Origin of the sequence: Sediminihaliea albiluteola, assembly GCF_014077625.1 — a bacterium.
In the GTDB taxonomy this organism is placed as follows: domain Bacteria; phylum Pseudomonadota; class Gammaproteobacteria; order Pseudomonadales; family Halieaceae; genus Sediminihaliea; species Sediminihaliea albiluteola.
Map to the genome: position 1 here is coordinate 406,910 of NZ_JACFXU010000014.1, position 16,793 is coordinate 423,702.

The window sequence follows — 16,793 nt, forward strand, 5'->3', positions numbered from 1 at the left end:
GAAGTAGACTGATAAACGCTGTCAAAGGCAGTGCGCATGATACTGCATTAGCAGCGCTGATAGGGGCTCTTGCGCAAGCCAAGGCTCGGCGCGATAGCACAAGCTGCAAACTTGATAAATTCCTCCACAAAGACATTTGTAGTCAAAAAAGTTACTATCCAAGTTCTATTTAAAGAGATTCGCATTGACGATGAGCAAGAGCACCACCAAACCACCACTGATTAAGATCAATGCGGTTATATTTATTGGCCTGCCGCTAGCCGCACTGATACTCGTGCCCTACTGGGGGCTGCAGCACGGCTTCGACAGTTTCCAATGGCTGTGGGCCATTGCCTTTTTGTACCTCAATGGCATGTCCATCACCGGCGGTTACCATCGCCTATGGGCGCACAAAGCCTATCAAGCACACCCGGCCCTGAAATGGTTCTTTGCTTTTTGGGGCGCCGGAGCACTGCAAAACAGTATTCTAATATGGGCCTCAGATCACCGCCGTCATCACCGTCACGTCGATGATGCTGAACATGACCCATACGCCGCCAGCCGCGGCCTTTGGTTCAGCCACATGGGCTGGATGCTGCGTGAATACGAGAGCGGCGTACCTGACTTTAGCAATGCCAAAGACTTACAGCGCGATCCTGTAGTGATGTGGCAGCACAAACACTATGTGGCACTAACACTGCTGATGAACTTAGGGCTGCCTATTTTACTAGGCGTTTGGCATGGCGACATTATTGGTACGCTGCTCTTAGTTGGCCTGCTGCGCCTAGTGATCAACCATCACTTCACCTTTTTTATTAATTCACTGGCTCACTTCTGGGGCAGCCGCCCTTACACTGAAAGCAATAGTGCCCGCGACAACGGCTTGCTGGCCTTTTTGACTTATGGCGAGGGCTACCACAACTACCACCATATCTTTCAAACTGACTACCGCAATGGCATTCGCTGGTGGCAATGGGATCCCACCAAGTGGATGATTAATCTCTGCGCTCGGGTCGGGCTGGCTCACAACTTGACACGGGTACCTAACTTTAAGGTTCAGCGAGCTCTATTAGACACTCAATTTCAGCGTGCACGCCAGAAGCTTGAACAGGCCGAAGATCGTGACACTTGGATGGACACTTTGGAGCGTGAATACCTGCTGTTTACCGAGTCCATTAATCAATGGCGAGAGTTGCAAAGCGAGCGCTATGAGCGCACCGTAGCAGACTTAGAAGACGCTATCGAAGAACGCAAAACTGCACTGCGTTTGAAATGGGAGCAAGCGGCCCTACGCAGCAAGCTCAAAGAACTTGAGTACTCCATGAAAATGCAGCGCAAGCGCCTATCTCTGCTGATGCAACAAGCACAGCTGCAAACTCGCTAAACAAGGGACTACCATGTCTGATTCCGTCTACGACTTTGTCTGCCAGTCACCAAACGGTGATAAGAAAGCCCTGAGAGACTATCAAGGAAAAGTGCTGCTGGTGGTCAATACTGCGTCAAAGTGCGGCTTTACGCCACAACTTGCCGGACTGGAAGCGCTGTATAAGAAGTACCATGAACGAGGCTTGGAAATCCTTGGCTTTCCTTGCAATCAGTTTGGTCAGCAGGACCCTGGCAGCAACGACGAGATCATGGAGTTTTGCCAATTGAATTACGGTGTGAGCTTCCCGATGTTTGGCAAAATTGATGTCAACGGCAGCACTGCGGACCCACTGTTCGCGCACCTAAAAAAGGCCGCGCCGGGCGCCTTAGGCTCAGAGCGCATTAAGTGGAACTTCACCAAGTTTCTGATCGATGGCTCAGGGCAGGTCAAGAAGCGCTACGCTCCGCTGACTAAACCTGAAGACATAGCCGATGATATCGAAGCTTTATTGAGCTGAGTTTACAAGGCTTAAACGCTGAGCGGGTTCTACATACTGCGTAGCAACACTGACCCAATTACGGCCCTGATCTTTAGCGCGATATAACTGCTCATCTGCGGCCTGTAGCAAAGCGTTTGGAGAGACCTCTCCGCGGGCCACAGCAAGACCTAAACTGACCGTAACTGCTAGTTGCGTATCACGCATTATGGCCTCAGCCACTGACAGGCGAATCTTTTCGGCGAGCACTCGAGCGCCGTCAATATCTGTGGCTGGGCAAATGATTAAAAACTCTTCTCCCCCCCAGCGGCCAACGCGATCCGTCTGGCGGACACAAGCGCGTAGCTCCTTGGCCAAACTCACTAATACCGTATCGCCATACAGATGCCCACGCTCATCATTGATCGCTTTAAAGTTATCGATATCCAGTAAGATCACTGCCGTGAACAGCTCTGCTCGACCTGCTTGGGCTAGCGTGTCCTGCAGAAACTCATCCAAACGCACCCGGTTCCACAGTCGGGTCAAGCGATCCGTTGACGCACTGTCCCGCAGTAATTGAAAGGCTTCGGTGCGAGACTTTTCATAGTGGCGAAAGATAAACCACTGGATAAGAATAACTTCACCGATGTTTAATACTGCCCCCACTGTCAGCTTGCCCAATTCCCACTCGTCTACGCCGCGCCAGAGATACAGCAGCACTGCCACAGCATAGAAGCCCGTAACATAGGAGCCCTGGCGCAAACCCAGCAGAAAAAAAGCGATTGGTGGTAACAATGTGAGCCACATCAGCGCATAGGCCGCCGCCTGCGTCAGGACTAGGAAGCCCCCTAACACCAACATCAGCACCGTGATAATAATCCAACTGGCACGGTGGAACTGGCCTGTGACACGAGCGTAGTAATAGACTAGCGAGGCACTAACACAGCCGAAGATATCCAGAGCCGCTATAGGAAAGTGCTTGAAATACAGCAGGTTAGACAGAGCTAGCACCGCAAAGTAGCACGCCATAATAATTAGTGTGGCGTACAACATCGACACTTGGCGATAGCGTATATCGGTTTTGTTAATGCCGGGGTGCTTGGTTAGGCTTAACACTGTTACAGTACCTCTTTCACAGCCCCCGGCCAATAGCCTTAATGTTCGCGTGTTGCACGGAACTCTATATCCGGCCAGCGCTCCTCCATTAAGGCTAAGTTTACGCGGGTTGGGGCTAAGTAGGTTAGGTGGCCACCGCCATCAATCGATAACTGATCTGCCGCTTTTTTACGAAACTCATCCAGCTTTCTAGCATCATCGCATGTTACCCATCGTGCCGTATAGACGCTGACGGGCTCATAGATAGCCTCCACCTTATATTCATCCTGCAGGCGATAAGACACCACATCAAACTGCAACTGCCCTACGGCACCAACAATAATATCAGTGGAACTAATCGGTACAAAAACTTGTGTCGAGCCCTCTTCAGATAGTTGCTGTAAGCCTTTTTGTAGCTGCTTTGATTTCATTGGATCGCGCAGGCGAATCCGGCGAAACAGTTCTGGGGCAAAATGCGGTATGCCAGTGAACTGCAGGTCTTCACCTTCGGTAAAGGTATCACCAATTTGGATAGTGCCGTGATTATGCAAACCGATAATATCGCCCGACACAGCCTCCTCTACCAGCACCCGATCACCGGCCTTAAAGGTCACCGCATCGGCAATTTTTATATCCTTGCCGATCCGGGTGTGACGCATTTTCATGCCCTTGGTATAACGCCCCGAGCAAACCCTCAAAAACGCAATTCGATCTCTATGGCGGGGATCCATATTGGCCTGAATTTTGAAGACAAAACCGCTAAAGCTCTCTTCAGTAGCTTGTACCGTACGGGTAGTGGCATCCCGATCAAGCGGCGCTGGCGCCCATTTCACGAAGTCGTCCAGCATTTCACGAACACCAAAATTACCCAGCGCAGTACCAAAAAACACCGGACTTAATTTGCCCGCCAAAAAGGGTTCGAGCTCAAAGCTGTGACTCGCGCCGCGTACCAGCTCAATCTCGTCAACAAAATCATCGTAGTCTTCACCGAGGAGTTCCCGAGCTTCAGGGGAGTCCAGGCCCTCAATGATGCGCTCGTCAGGCAGCATGCTGCCTTTACCCGGTGTGTACTGGTGAATGACATCGCTGTACAAGTTGTACACGCCCTTAAACAAAGCCCCCATACCAATAGGCCAATTAATCGGCGCGCCCTCGATATCCAGTACCTCTTCAATTTCGTCGAGCAGCTCAATGGGGTCGCGAATATCGCGATCCATTTTGTTAACGAAACTGAAAATAGGGGTATCGCGCAGACGAGTCACATTCATCAACTTGATGGTGCGCTCCTCGACACCCTTAGCGCCATCGATCACCATCAGGGCTGAGTCAACAGCTGTTAGCGTGCGATAAGTATCTTCCGAGAAGTCTTCATGCCCTGGCGTATCCAGCAAGTTCACGGTGCGGCCATGATAGGGGAACTGCATGACTGATGAGGTCACAGAAATACCCCGCTCCTGCTCCATGGTCATCCAGTCAGAAGTCGCATGGGGGCCTTTTTTTCCTTTTACCGTACCAGCGACCTGAATAGCCTGCCCCAGTAACAAGAGCTTTTCGGTAATAGTGGTCTTACCCGCATCGGGGTGAGAGATAATGGCGAAGGTTCGACGCGCAGAAATGTCTTTTTTAAGATCGGGCATGAATTAAACCGAGGGTGAAAAAGCGCAAATTATACGCGCTTTAGACGCTCGGCGCAGGCTTGCTCGATAGCTGAATAATCACACTCGAGAGTTTGCCCCTGGCATGACTTCGCTTAGCCCTTATGCGATTAAGCTAGAGCACCAGGCCGAGCAGCGATTGATGCTTAACTTGGCGAATGCAGTGCGAAGGAAAGGTGCTACGCACCCCGGGTAAGCTGACAATTTTCTCATGCAGCACTTGGGATAGAGCTTTTAATTCTGTCACATGAATACAGCAGATCAGGTCGTGCCGCCCCAAGGTCGTACAGACGAAGCTCACCTCATCGAGCGCCGCCAGCGACTCACAAACCTCTGCGGTTTTACCGCTATGTATGCGCACGCCCACAAAAGCATCATTGACTGTACCTGGGGGCAAGGTAAAAGGTCGCGACAGACATACTTGCTTAGCTGCCTGCATCCGTTTAATACGCGACCTAACCAGCGACTCTGAAAGGGCCAGCTCCGCAGCGATCGCTCGATTACTCATTCGCACGTTGCGCTGCAAACAGGCAATAATATCGAGCTCTTCCGCCTCCAGTCGTTTTTTAGCTGGCTGCTCCCCAATAGCGCGCTGTAATTGCCGGCCTTGTTGAAACTTCCAAACATCCAAAGCCAACGCGGGAGAAGCCGCTGCCACGCCAGTAATTGAGCCCAACTGTACGGAAATAAACTCACTGACTTCTGCGCGGGTACGCAGCGCAGCGACAACCTCAATATCACAGTGACCAAGCACCACATTGACAGTAAGCGCCTGCTCTAGCTCAGCAATTTTGAGCGCCACAGCCAAGGGCGACTCAATTTCCACATCGATACCAATTACTAGCAGGTATTCAAAACCTGCCGCATGTAAATCGACCAATGGGCCAAGATGATGCTGGCCAGATTGAACTAAACGGTCAATGCGCCGCTTAGCGGTCGGCAGAGAAACGCCCAGTAACTGGGCGATCTCATTAGTCGGGCGGCGAACATTGCCCTCCAGCGCCGCCAAGAGGGGCTCATCATGCTCTTTGTCGTTCACAGCCGAAGCATCTCCTCAGCGCCGCTGTTTATGCACCGCCCAAAACCCAGTTTTACATGCGGTACTTGAAGTTCAGGCTGTAGCTGCGTGGTGGGTTGTAGCTGCCCTCAACAAAACCGAAGAAAGCTGCGCCATCAAAGCCCGCATTCAGCACCCGCTTATCACTCAGGTTGTAGCCCTGCAGTGCCAGCTCCCAACGCTCACTAGGTGCCGTGTAGACCATACTCGCGTTATAAAAGGTGTGGCTTGGGGTACGCAGCTCCTCGGTGTTAACCGCATTGAGATAGTAATCCGAGCTGTACTTCATATCGCCGCGCAGCATCAATGTGCCCATATCACCTAAGCTGAAGTGGTAGTCCGCCGCTAGGTTAAAAGTCCACTTGGGCGTTTGCTTCAACTCGGTATCGCTGTAGTCACCGGTGACATCAACCCAGCCATCCGAGTCGTCCTTGAGATAGCCAAGGCCCGCCTGTATCTGCCAGTTGCTGCCGGGCAACCATGTGGTCTCCAACTCAAAGCCAGAAATGCTGGCAGAGGAAGCGTTTTCAACGGCAACTGAACCGGCCCGGGTAATCAGCACTTGGATATCTTCGTAATCGTTGTAGAACACCGAGCCATTGACTCTCAGGCTGCGATCTAAGAGCTCGGCTTTGATGCCAGCCTCATAGCTGGTCAGGATTTCAGGTTCATATTCTTGCAAATCTGCGGCACTGCCAAATGCCCGACCATTGTAACCACCACTGCGGAAACCGCGGCTCACATGAGCGTAAGACATGATGTCATCGCTCAACTGATAGCTAAGGCCCAACTTCGGTGAGGTGTTGCTCCAGTCCTGACTACAATCAAAATAGCTGTTGGCAACATCGTAGTCACAGCTGTTGACGGGCAGACCCGGAATCTGGAATACGTAGGGTGTACCAAAGTCCAAGGAGTTCACCTGCTGCTGAAAATCCTTTTCTTCAAGGGTATAGCGGATTCCACCATAGACATCCAAACGATCAGTCAGGGCATAATTCAGCTGAGCGTAAGCAGCATAACTAGACGTTTCCTGCACGTTATCGTAACTCACCGACACCCCAATACCTTCGATCACCACAAGGTCGGTGGTGTTGATACTCTTTTCTTCAAAGTAATACAGGCCAGCAACCCAGTCCAAGCGACCAATATCGCCTGTCAGCTGTAGCTCTTGGCTGAACTGACGGTGCTCGAGATCGTGGGAGTCACCGGTATAGTTATAGGCGCTGTTGTCGCCATCACGGCCGAACAGGGCATCCATCTCACGATAGGCAGTAATCGACTTCAACTCCATCGATGACAGCTGCCAGGTATTAGTCCAGTTAAAGCCAAAGCCTTCCACGTCATCATTGGCCAGCGGCCCTTGGGCACCGGAGCGATCGATATCGCTATTAGGTGTACAGCAAGGGGAATCTGGGTTGAGCAAATTCCACAAATCGCCAAATACCGAACCGTCCCGATAGGACAGCATGACATTGGGGTAGCCGTTTTGATCCTGCTTGTTCCAATCAGCAGAGAAGCTCGACTCAAAGTCATCACTCGGCGCCCAATTCAGAATCACTCGAGCGGTGGCTAAATCGGTATCTCCTGCATCTCCACCTGGGCGCGACTGCCAGCCGTCCGCATCTTTTTGCAGGTAAGAGACACTCGCGCTCAAGGTATCAGTCAAGGCCGTTTGACCATAGAGCGATAGTCCGCGCAGATTGCGTGAACCGGCCGTCAGGTTAAGCTCGCCTTCTGTCGAACCGTCGGGCTTGCGGGTCGATACGCTGATCGCACCACCGATGCTGTTTTTACCAAACAGCGTCCCCTGAGGGCCACGCAGTACTTCGATACGCTCGACGTCTTTCAGCTCCATATTGGCGCCAAATACTCGCGCCAAATAGACCCCATCCAAGTACAAACCAACCGTGGGGTCAGTGGTGATAATAAAATCGTTTTCGCCGACGCCGCGGATAAAAGCATTGACTGTTGAACTACCGCCACCGGTGCCCACGGTAAAGGTCAAGTTTGGTGTTTGCCGGTCGATCGCGGTCAGCTCATTGATACCCGCACGCTCCATACTCTCACTGGTCAATGCAGTGATAGAAATCGGCGTTTGCTGCATGCTCTCTTCGCGCTTACGGGCGGTCACTACCACCTCTTCCAGCACGGCTGCACTGCTAAAGGCCGGATACATCCCGGCAGGGACTCCCAGCGCCATAACGAGAGCTGCGATCGAGCCATTCTTTTTAATAGTCATAATTTCTCTCCCCAGAAACAGATTAAAAGTTGTTATTGCCGGTCCGCTGCTGGCGGCTTACCGATAACCGGCATACCGCCATCAACTGCGTGTATTGCTCCCGTGATAAATGATGCGGCATCACTGGCGAGGAAGCAGACCAGCTCAGCAACTTCCCGAGCTTCACCGACTCGCTCTAACATCGTTGTCCGCGCCACTGGAGAAGCATTCACCTCGTCTAAGCTGCCGGCGGTAATCATCATGTCGGTATAAATCGGGCCGGGGCAGACAGCATTCACGCGCACCCCCATGGGGCCTAACTCGCTGGCCGCGGCTTTCACTAAGCCCGTCACTCCGTGCTTACTGGCCACATAAGACGACATGCCGTAACTCCCCTCGCGCCCGGCGAAAGAGGCAGTGACGACAATCGACCCACCCTGCACAGCCAATAGGGGCGCAGTGTGTTTAATGCCGAGAAACACAGCCGTCAAATTGACATCTAGCACACGCTGCCAAGTTGCTAAATCTGTCTCGAGTAAGCTTCCCACACTTAGAATGCCGGCATTGAGGTGCACCACATCGAGGCGCCCAAACTTTTGCATCACTTGCTCAACGACATCAACATTGCCGGCCTCAGTACTGACGTCCATTGCCACTGCAAGAGCGCTGCCGCCCGCTTCGACAAGTTCTGCCGCCACACGCTGAGCGCCATCGGCATCCAGATCGGCCACGCACACCGCCGCGCCGCGGCGAGACAAGATCTGTGCGGTCGCCCGGCCAATGCCCGATGCCGCACCGCTAACTAGTGCCACTCGCCCTTTAAAACATGCGCTCACCGCTTCTCCTCAATTGTTTAGCTGACTGAAGCCATAAGGGGATCAAGCAGCACAGCATTGAATTTGCGGGAAATACTATTCGTTAAAGAATCATATTGAAAATATATGATAGACATTGTTGCAATATGCAGCAATTGGGCAAAGATTTTAAACCGCTATGCCACAAGCACTGCTTAATACCTAAGCTGGCTGCACTCGCTTTGCAGCGCGAGGCTGTGCTTGCTATGAGCTCAGGCCGCCTGGCGATACAAGGCGATAGAAAAAGACATATTCAGATCTAAACCCTCTGAGCCACACAGCTTCTGGCGTCGCTCAGGATTACCGCGATAGGCAAAAGGGGTCATTGCGATCAGGTCGGCGAGCTGACTGCCCGCCAAGTGACGCTCATAGTCCAATGCTTGGGATCGCAGTAATTCAAAGCCAGTAAGCGGAACATCGGCAGCGGCATGAGGGCGTGGCTGAGCGTAGAGCGCTTCACGCAAAGCCCACAAATGCCGTGGCCCGGGAGTGACCTTGAGATAGTAGGCAGCAGGCTGTAGGACTCGCAGCAGCTCTTGCACTTCAACAGGAGCAAATATGCTAGTGACCAAGTCGATGCTTGAATCCGCTAATGGCAGTTGTGTGGCACTAGCCACCGCAAAGTGAGCTTCGGGGCAGCGCTTTGCTCCTAAACGCACCGCCGGCCGCGAAATATCCACGGCCTGCACTGTAGCCTGGGGCGCCACCGCTACTAAGCTTTTGCTGTAATAGCCTTCACCGCAACCCAAATCGAGCAAACGCTCCAGTGGCCCTAGACTCAAAACCTGCTCCTGCAGGGCCTGTGCCAGAGGCTGATAAATCTGCGCCTGGTGTACGCGCCGCCTAGCATTGATCATATCGGCATTGTCACCGGGAAGCCGGCTGCCTTTGCGATTGGTCGGCAGTAAATTGACATAGCCTTCCTTGGCCCTATCGTAGCTGTGCCCTGCATCGCAGCGCCAAACATTAGCTTCCAAACTCAGTGGCTGCTTACAGTGGGGACAGGTCCACATGATTAGCTTAGGCTCGCTTAAGGCTGCTGACCCGCTCGAGCTCCGCTGCCACACAGCGCAGCAGGCGCGCACCAACCTCCTCCATGTCTAAGGTTTGGGCAGGCAAACACTGCGCCATCGAGGTGACTTGAAGTCCCTCATAGCCACAGGGGTTAATACGCTGGAAGGGTTCCAAATCCATATCTACATTAAGTGCTAAGCCGTGATAGCTAGCACCACGGCGAATGCGCAGGCCTAGTGAAGCAATTTTATCTTTGCCCACGTACACCCCCGGCGCGTCGGGACGAGCTGCAGCCTCAATGCCGTAGTCGTTAAGCAAGTTCACAATGCTCTGTTCAATCAAGTCGACCAGTACGCGAACACCTAGACCACGGCGGCGAATATCCACCATCAAATAGAGCACCCACTGACCTGGGCCGTGATAGGTCACCTGCCCGCCACGGTCAACCTGTACCACAGGGATATCACCTGGAGCTAGGACATGCTCGGCTTTCCCTGCTACGCCTTGGGTAAAAACTCGCGGGTGCTGGAGCAACCACAGCTCATCGGGAGTGTCTGCATCGCGCTTATCGGTCAGCTGCTTCATCGCGCTAAAAGCCGTGGAATAATCTAACTCCCCCAGCGACTTGCAGATTAACTCAGGCATCGGGACTCAAATCACCATCTGCACATGGCCCGTTGCAATCAGATCCTCATGCAGGCATTTAAGCTGCTCCGGACCGGTGGCCGTAATGGTGATGGTGAGTGATACAAAGGTGCCCTTACTAGAGCCCTTGGCCACAATAGTTTTACTGTCAAAGCCCGGCGCGTGACGCTCGAATACCGCCAGTACCGCGGGGCGAAAGTTGTCATGCTCACGCCCCAACACTTTAATTGGATACTCACAGGGAAATTCAATTTTAGGTGCTTCTTGATCTGTCATCTGGCGACTCCTCTACTAGTCGGCGCTGAACAAGGATGATACCCACATCAGCACGGAGTCCCACAGACGGGCAAAAAAGCCACCGGACTCAATCGTTTGAAGTGCCAGCACAGGCGCAGTAAACACCGTCTCGCCATCGGCGCTCAATGACACCGTACCCACCTGCTGACCGCGCTCAATCGGCGCTACCAATGTCTGATCTAGCTCAACTTTTGTGCTGAGTTGATCACTCTTACCACGCGGCAAAGTGGCGCTGGCAGCCTCCAGTAAACCGACCGAAATATAGTCTTCAGTACCCTTCCAAATACGCGCTTTCTCCAACTCTTGGCCAGCACTAAATAGATCTACTGTTTCAAAGAAACGGAAACCATAGTTGAGCAGGCCCCGGGTTTCATTCTTACGCGAGTTGGCGCTGCTGGTGCCCATCACCACAGACACCAAACGCATATCACCGCGCTTGGCAGAAGCCACTAGACCATAGCCGGCCTCTTTGGTGTAGCCTGTTTTAAGCCCATCGACGCTCGGATCTTCCGCCAGCAAAGTATTGCGGTTGTATTGACGGATGCCGTTGTAGCTAAACTCACGCTCTTTGTAGAGGGCATAATGCTCGGGAAAATCCCTAATCATAGCCCTTGCTAAAATTGCCAAGTCGCGAGCTGTCACCACATGGTTGGCATCTGGCAAACCATGTGAATTAACAAAGTAAGAATCTTTCATGCCCAGCGCTTTAGCATGACTGTTCATCATGTCAGCAAAGCCCGACTCACTGCCAGCGACATGCTCGGCCACCGCGACCGTGGCATCGTTACCTGATGAGATAATAATGCCGCGCTCGAGGTCTTCTATCGACACATCTTTCCCAGGCTCAATCCACATCAAAGACGAGCCTTGAAAGAGCGGGTTTTGCGACCAAGCATTTTCGCTAATCACTACCATATCGTCTTTTTTCACGCGGCCAGCTTCGATCTCTCCGGCCAGCACGTAGGCGGTCATCATTTTAGTGAGACTCGCCGGAGGCAGTAGCACATCGGCATTGTGTTCAACCAATACCGTGCCGCTGTTTGCGTCCATCAAAATATAAGCTTCAGCGGCCACCTGAGGCGGTGAGGGTACGATGGACGCCGCCTGTACAGAAATGGTGAAAAGGGTCATTAAAAAAATAACAATGCGCATCATGTGCAAAAACCTTGGTATGAGCGTGAATTTAAATGAATACGGGCGCCTCCAAAAAAGAGGACTGCCCAAGTCCTGTCAAGGCAGTAATTGTGCGCCGCTATAACCGCTAGCCTGCAACTCATCTTGTAATGCCAGTAGGTCCTCGTTGCTGTCCAGCGGGCCGATACGCACCCGGTACAGCATATTACCGCCAGCCTCTACTGGACTGACAAATACTGGCGCCTGCACTTGCGACTCTAGCTCCTGCTGCAGTCGCTGGGCTGATGCTTCACTGCCAAAGGCGCCGAGCTGCAAGAAGCGGTAGCTGCCAAGGGGCGTACCTCGCCGGTCATCCACCCCGGCCAAAGTGAGCACTTCCACTTCAACCTCTGCTGTGCCCTGCTCCATATAGCCCAGTTTGACCGCGGCGCCGTAAGAAAGGTCAATCAAACGATCTGAATGAAAGGGACCGCGATCATTAACCCGCACAACGATGCTGCGGCCGTTGCTCAGATTCGTGACCCGCACGTAAGAGGGTATTGGCAAGGTTTTATGCGCAGCGGTCGCCGCATATAAATCAAACACCTCACCATTGGAGGTGTGCCTACCGTTGAATTTGGTACCGTACCAAGAAGCTAGGCCGCGCTCACGGTAGCCGCTGTGGTCGTCCATTATTTCATAGGTTTTACCCAGCACTGTGTAAGGGCTTTTGTTGCCCAAGCTCAAAATGGGGTCCGGCCGCGGCACTGCGTCGGCCACATCTTCCGGCAAAATACTGCGCAGCGGTGCACCATCTGAAATATCAGGGCTCAGCGGTGCGGGCTTTATCGAGGTAATGCTACTGTCCGGCTCGGAGTCGCGAGGCATAGTGGTGCAGCCCACCACTATAAGGGCAAATATCACTAGCAGGGCGTGTAGGCGCAGCATATTCAAGACTTTGGCTCCATCGCCAGACGCTGGCTCAATTGATAAACGCTCATGGCATACATGGCGCTGTGGTTATAGCGCGTGATCACATAAAAATTATGTAGCCCTAACCAATACTCAAAACCATCACCGCTGTCGAACTGCATTGCAGTGGCTTGGGCCTCGGGATCAAGCGCCATCACAGGCGTTAAACCCGCAGCCACATAATCAGCCACCTTGCGCTCGGGTTTTAGACCATCGTTAAACCAGTCCGCCGGCACTTTACCATTTGAGCGAGCAGCACTCACCACAGACTCTCCAGCGCGCCAGCCATGGCGCTTGAAGTAGTTGGCCACACTGCCAATGGCATCGACTGGGTTATTCCATATATCGGTCTGACCATCCTGATCAAAATCAACAGCATAGGCGCAGTAACTGCTGGGCATAAATTGGCCGTAGCCCATGGCACCGGCATAGGAGCCGGTCATGCTCAGCGGGTCAAAACCCTGCTCATGGGTTAACTGCAGATAATTTTTGAGCTCTTTACGGAAGAATGTCGAGCGCCGGGGGTAGTCAAAAGCCAGGGTAGATAAAGCATCAATCACGCGGTAGTTACCGGTGATACGGCCGTAATAGGTCTCTACTCCTATAATGGCGACAATAATTTCCGCCGGCACGCCAGTTTCACGCTCAGCCCGATCTAAGGTTTCACGGTGCAGGGCTAAGAACTCACGGCCCTGTTGCTCGCGCTTCTCAGTGAGGAATATCTGTCGGTACTCGTACCAGGGCTTGACCTTTTCTGCCGGCCTTGAAATCGCCTCAAGAATTTTCTCTTGGCGCTCAGCATTAGCAAATACTGCCTGCAACTGCGCCCGGTCATAACCCTGCTCCGTCACTAACTCATCAATCAGCGCGAGGGCCTCTGGATGCGCAGCGTAATTAGTAGCTGCCATAGCAACAGCGGGTGACAATAGTGCTGCAGCAAGAGCCAGCCTCAGCTTTCTTAACATAAAAAAACCTCTCCGAAAGGGCCTTGTACGCCGCTTACACGGCAATTAGTGGGACACCGTACGCTGCTCGGCACTGATTGCCATCAGCAAACCAAAGCCAGCCATCAAAGTGACTACGGAGGTACCACCCGCACTGACCAAAGGCAGGGGCACCCCCACCACCGGCAGCAGGCCTGCGACCATGCCCATATTAACAAAGATGTAAACGAAAAACGTTAACGTTAAGCTGCCGGCCATCATCCGCCCGTAACTACTGCGGGCCTGCAAACCAATCCAAAAGCCGCGCAGCAATAAGAGCAAATACAAGCCCATTAAAATAATTACACCACGCAGACCAAACTCTTCTCCAAGCACCGCAATAATGAAGTCGGTATGACTTTCCGGCAAAAAATCGAGCTGTGACTGGGTGCCCTTAAGCCAGCCTTTGCCATCCCAGCCCCCGGAGCCGATTGCCGTTTTTGACTGAATAATATTCCAGCCCGCACCCAGCTTATCGCTCTCCGGGTTGAGCATAGTCAGAATACGCTGCTGCTGGTACTCCTTGAGGCCGTAGACCCACACCGGCCATGCTGACAGAACGGCCAGCACTAGCGCACCAAAGATGTAAGACCAGCCAATGCCCGCCATGAACACCACAAACAGACCACTGGCCGCAATCAATAGTGCAGTACCTAAATCGGGTTGGATCAAAATTAAAGCCGCGGGCAAAGCAATAATCGCCAAACAGGCCAGCAAATACTTAAAACGCGGTGGCAGGGTGCGCTCGGCAAGATACCAAGCCACGGTCATCGGCACCACCAACTTCATCACCTCTGAGGGCTGAAAGCGAAAACCACCTAGGGACAGCCAACGCTGAGCGCCCTTGGCCCCGACACCGACGATATCCACCGCTATCAACAAGCCAATACCAAAGAGGTAAAACCATGGCCCCCAGCGCTGAAAACGCTGCAGTCGAATCTGCGCGGCGAGTAGCATCACCACATAACCAACGAGAAAAAAGCGTCCCTGCCGCAGTACCGCGCCCATATCTTGACCTGAGGCGCTGTACAACACCAGCAAGCCTAAAGCCGTTACGATTAGTAGCAAAATGAGCAGCGGTAGATCTAGATGAAAGCGCTGCCAGACACTTGGTGGGCGCGAGAGACCAGAACCGCTGGCACTGTCGGGCAGTTGACGCACATAATCACTCATCCGCCACTCTCCCCTGCTGCCGCCAGCTCAGTGCCTGACTCATTGAGCAGCCAGGTATCAATCACCTTGCGCGCTATGGGGTAGGCAGCGCTACTGCCGCCACCGTTCTCAACAATAACCGCCACCGCAATTGTGGGCGCCTCATAGGGTGCAAAAGCGATAAATAAGCCGTGATTGCGGTGCCGCTCGGCCACATTTTCCTCGCGATATATCTCATTTTGGGCAATACCAATGACCTGCGCGGTACCCGTCTTGCCGGCTATTTCATACTGCAAGCCCTTGGCAATACTTCGCGCCGAGCCCCGCGCGCTGTGCACTACCGCGTGCATACCCTCCTGTACCGCCTGCCAGTGCTCGGGGCTGGCCTCCACTGGCGGCAACTCTGGTGCCACTAGGGGCTGGCCATCTATGCTGCGCACCAAGCGGGGTGACCAGTGCCGGCCCTTGGTCGCCAACACCGCCGTGGACACCGCCAACTGCAAAGGGGTGGTCAACATATAACCCTGACCAATGCCGGCACTTAAGGTTTCACCGGGATACCAGGGCTGGTTCATGTGATCGCGCTTCCAGCGAGTTGAAGGCAGTACGCCACTGCGCTCATTGGTAGTGTCGATGCCCGAGCGCTCACCTAAGCCAAAGGGCTGCAGGTACTCATACATACCATCGATCGTCAGACGGCGCGCCAAGTCATAAAAGTACACATCACAGGATTCAGCGATGGCCATCTCCATCGCTACACGAGGTGCGTGACCGGTACCACGAATTTTTAAGATCCAGTCACGGTAACGGCGCGAGTCACCCGGCAAACGATACCAACCGGGGTCGGCCACGGTATATTCTGGCGTCACTAAGCCCGACTTTAGGCCAGCCAGTGCCATCATTGGCTTGACCGTTGACCCCGGCGGATACTGGCCCTGTACCGCTCGATTGAACAGTGGCACATCGGGTGAATCGCGCAGGGCACTGTAGTCGGCGCTGCTAATACCATTAACAAACAAGTTGCTGTCAAAGCCAGGGGTGGACACCAAGGCCAGCACCCCACCGGTGGCGGTATCCAAAGCCACTACCGCGCCACGCTGCTCGCCAAGCGCCTCATAGGCGGTGCGCTGCAACTCAATATCTAAGTGCAAGGTCAAGTCGGCCCCCGGCCTGGGGTCAAAGCGCTCTAACACCCTCAGTACGCGACCATGGGCGTTGGTCTCGACGTTTTGGTAGCCCACTTCACCGTGCAAAATATCTTCGTAGTACCTTTCCACGCCGATTTTGCCAATATGGAAGGTACCGCGATAGTCACTGCTATCGAGCTCAAAGGCTTCGCGTTCGTTAATCCTGCCAACGTAGCCGATAGCGTGGGCGAAGAGTTCGCCGTGGGTATAGTAACGCTGCAACTGCGCTTCAACGGTCACGCCGGGCAAAGCGTAGCGATTCACCGCAAGCCTAGCGCGCTCTTCCTCGGTGAGACGAAAACGCAGTGGCACAGCTTCATAGGGACGGCGGCGAGCTTTTTTCTTATAAAAGCTCTCCAGGTCAGCCTCTGATATGGGCAGTAATTTCTGTAACTCCGCCAAAGTGGCATCTAGGTCTGGCACCTGTTCCACCACAATAGACAACAAATGACTGGGGCGGTTGTCTGCCAGCAGCACGCCATTGCGGTCATAGATTAGCCCGCGCTTAGGTGGCAAAGGCTGCAATTGCACGCGATTGCGTTCAGATTGGGTGCGGTAAGTTTCGTATTCAGTAATCTGCAGGCTGTAGTAACGAACCAGGATCAGGGCTAACAAGCCAGTCACTATCAGCACCGCAGCAATAGTACGCGCAGAGTAGATCCGAGCTTCTCGGTGCGGATCTTTTAGGGCTATCGGTGGTGGCATTAGCTGGGGCGCCTGAATAGTGCAGC

The 16,793-nt window shown here is 53.3% G+C and carries 15 protein-coding genes; 2 read left to right on the forward strand and 13 right to left on the reverse strand.

The features are described from left to right. Positions 1-190: 190 nt before the first annotated feature. Together H2508_RS08775 and H2508_RS08780 are read left to right on the forward strand one after the other, a co-directional pair. The gene (locus tag H2508_RS08775) at positions 191-1,363 is read left to right on the forward strand and encodes a fatty acid desaturase (RefSeq protein WP_182172000.1); all 1,173 of its coding nucleotides are present in this window, start codon (positions 191-193) and stop codon (positions 1,361-1,363) included. A gap of 13 nt (positions 1,364-1,376) precedes the next feature. Beyond that, a complete protein-coding gene (locus H2508_RS08780; protein ID WP_182172003.1) occupies positions 1,377-1,862 on the forward strand; it encodes a glutathione peroxidase in 486 nt (161 codons plus the stop codon). Here the strand turns inward: H2508_RS08780 and H2508_RS08785 are convergent. The 13 genes from H2508_RS08785 to mrdA all read right to left on the reverse strand — a co-directional run bounded on the left by H2508_RS08785 (position 1,851) and on the right by mrdA (position 16,767). Beyond that, complete coding sequence (locus tag H2508_RS08785; RefSeq protein WP_182172006.1) at positions 1,851-2,936, reverse strand: GGDEF domain-containing protein; 1,086 nt, start codon at positions 2,934-2,936, stop codon at positions 1,851-1,853. The genes H2508_RS08780 and H2508_RS08785 overlap by 12 nt on opposite strands. Positions 2,937-2,974: 38 nt before the next feature. Further along, positions 2,975-4,552 carry a peptide chain release factor 3 gene (locus tag H2508_RS08790; protein WP_182172009.1) on the reverse strand — a complete coding sequence of 526 codons (1,578 nt, stop codon included), beginning with the start codon at positions 4,550-4,552 and terminating at the stop codon, positions 2,975-2,977. 133 nt (positions 4,553-4,685) lie between these two features. Beyond that, a complete protein-coding gene (locus H2508_RS08795) occupies positions 4,686-5,609 on the reverse strand; it encodes an Lrp/AsnC family transcriptional regulator (protein WP_182172012.1) in 924 nt (307 codons plus the stop codon). Between the two features lie 52 nt (positions 5,610-5,661). Continuing rightward, the gene (locus tag H2508_RS08800; RefSeq protein ID WP_182172014.1) at positions 5,662-7,866 is read right to left on the reverse strand and encodes a TonB-dependent receptor; all 2,205 of its coding nucleotides are present in this window, start codon (positions 7,864-7,866) and stop codon (positions 5,662-5,664) included. Positions 7,867-7,898: 32 nt separating this feature from the next. Further along, positions 7,899-8,681, reverse strand: a complete 783-nt coding sequence (locus tag H2508_RS08805; protein WP_182172017.1) for an SDR family NAD(P)-dependent oxidoreductase — start codon at positions 8,679-8,681, stop codon at positions 7,899-7,901. A gap of 230 nt (positions 8,682-8,911) precedes the next feature. Continuing rightward, positions 8,912-9,712 (reverse strand): putative RNA methyltransferase, encoded by an 801-nt coding sequence (locus H2508_RS08810; RefSeq protein ID WP_328799347.1) that lies wholly within the window; start codon positions 9,710-9,712, stop codon positions 8,912-8,914. Positions 9,713-9,719: 7 nt separating this feature from the next. Next, the gene (gene lipB, locus H2508_RS08815; protein WP_182172023.1) at positions 9,720-10,358 is read right to left on the reverse strand and encodes a lipoyl(octanoyl) transferase LipB; all 639 of its coding nucleotides are present in this window, start codon (positions 10,356-10,358) and stop codon (positions 9,720-9,722) included. A 6-nt stretch (positions 10,359-10,364) separates the two neighbouring features. Continuing rightward, positions 10,365-10,634, reverse strand: coding sequence for a YbeD family protein (locus H2508_RS08820; protein ID WP_182172026.1), 270 nt, complete (start codon positions 10,632-10,634; stop codon positions 10,365-10,367). 15 nt (positions 10,635-10,649) lie between these two features. Next, on the reverse strand, positions 10,650-11,810 hold the full coding sequence (locus H2508_RS08825; RefSeq protein ID WP_182172029.1) for a D-alanyl-D-alanine carboxypeptidase family protein: 1,161 nt from the start codon (positions 11,808-11,810) through the stop codon (positions 10,650-10,652). Between the two features lie 75 nt (positions 11,811-11,885). After that, positions 11,886-12,716: a septal ring lytic transglycosylase RlpA family protein gene (locus H2508_RS08830; protein ID WP_182173403.1), complete on the reverse strand. Its 831-nt coding sequence runs from the start codon at positions 12,714-12,716 to the stop codon at positions 11,886-11,888. 2 nt (positions 12,717-12,718) lie between these two features. Continuing rightward, positions 12,719-13,705: a lytic murein transglycosylase B gene (gene mltB / locus H2508_RS08835; protein WP_182172032.1), complete on the reverse strand. Its 987-nt coding sequence runs from the start codon at positions 13,703-13,705 to the stop codon at positions 12,719-12,721. Between the two features lie 45 nt (positions 13,706-13,750). Further along, positions 13,751-14,896: a rod shape-determining protein RodA gene (rodA, locus tag H2508_RS08840; protein ID WP_182172035.1), complete on the reverse strand. Its 1,146-nt coding sequence runs from the start codon at positions 14,894-14,896 to the stop codon at positions 13,751-13,753. Further along, positions 14,893-16,767: a penicillin-binding protein 2 gene (gene mrdA, locus H2508_RS08845; RefSeq protein WP_182172038.1), complete on the reverse strand. Its 1,875-nt coding sequence runs from the start codon at positions 16,765-16,767 to the stop codon at positions 14,893-14,895. The genes rodA and mrdA overlap by 4 nt, the downstream gene beginning before the upstream one ends. Positions 16,768-16,793: the final 26 nt, after the last annotated feature.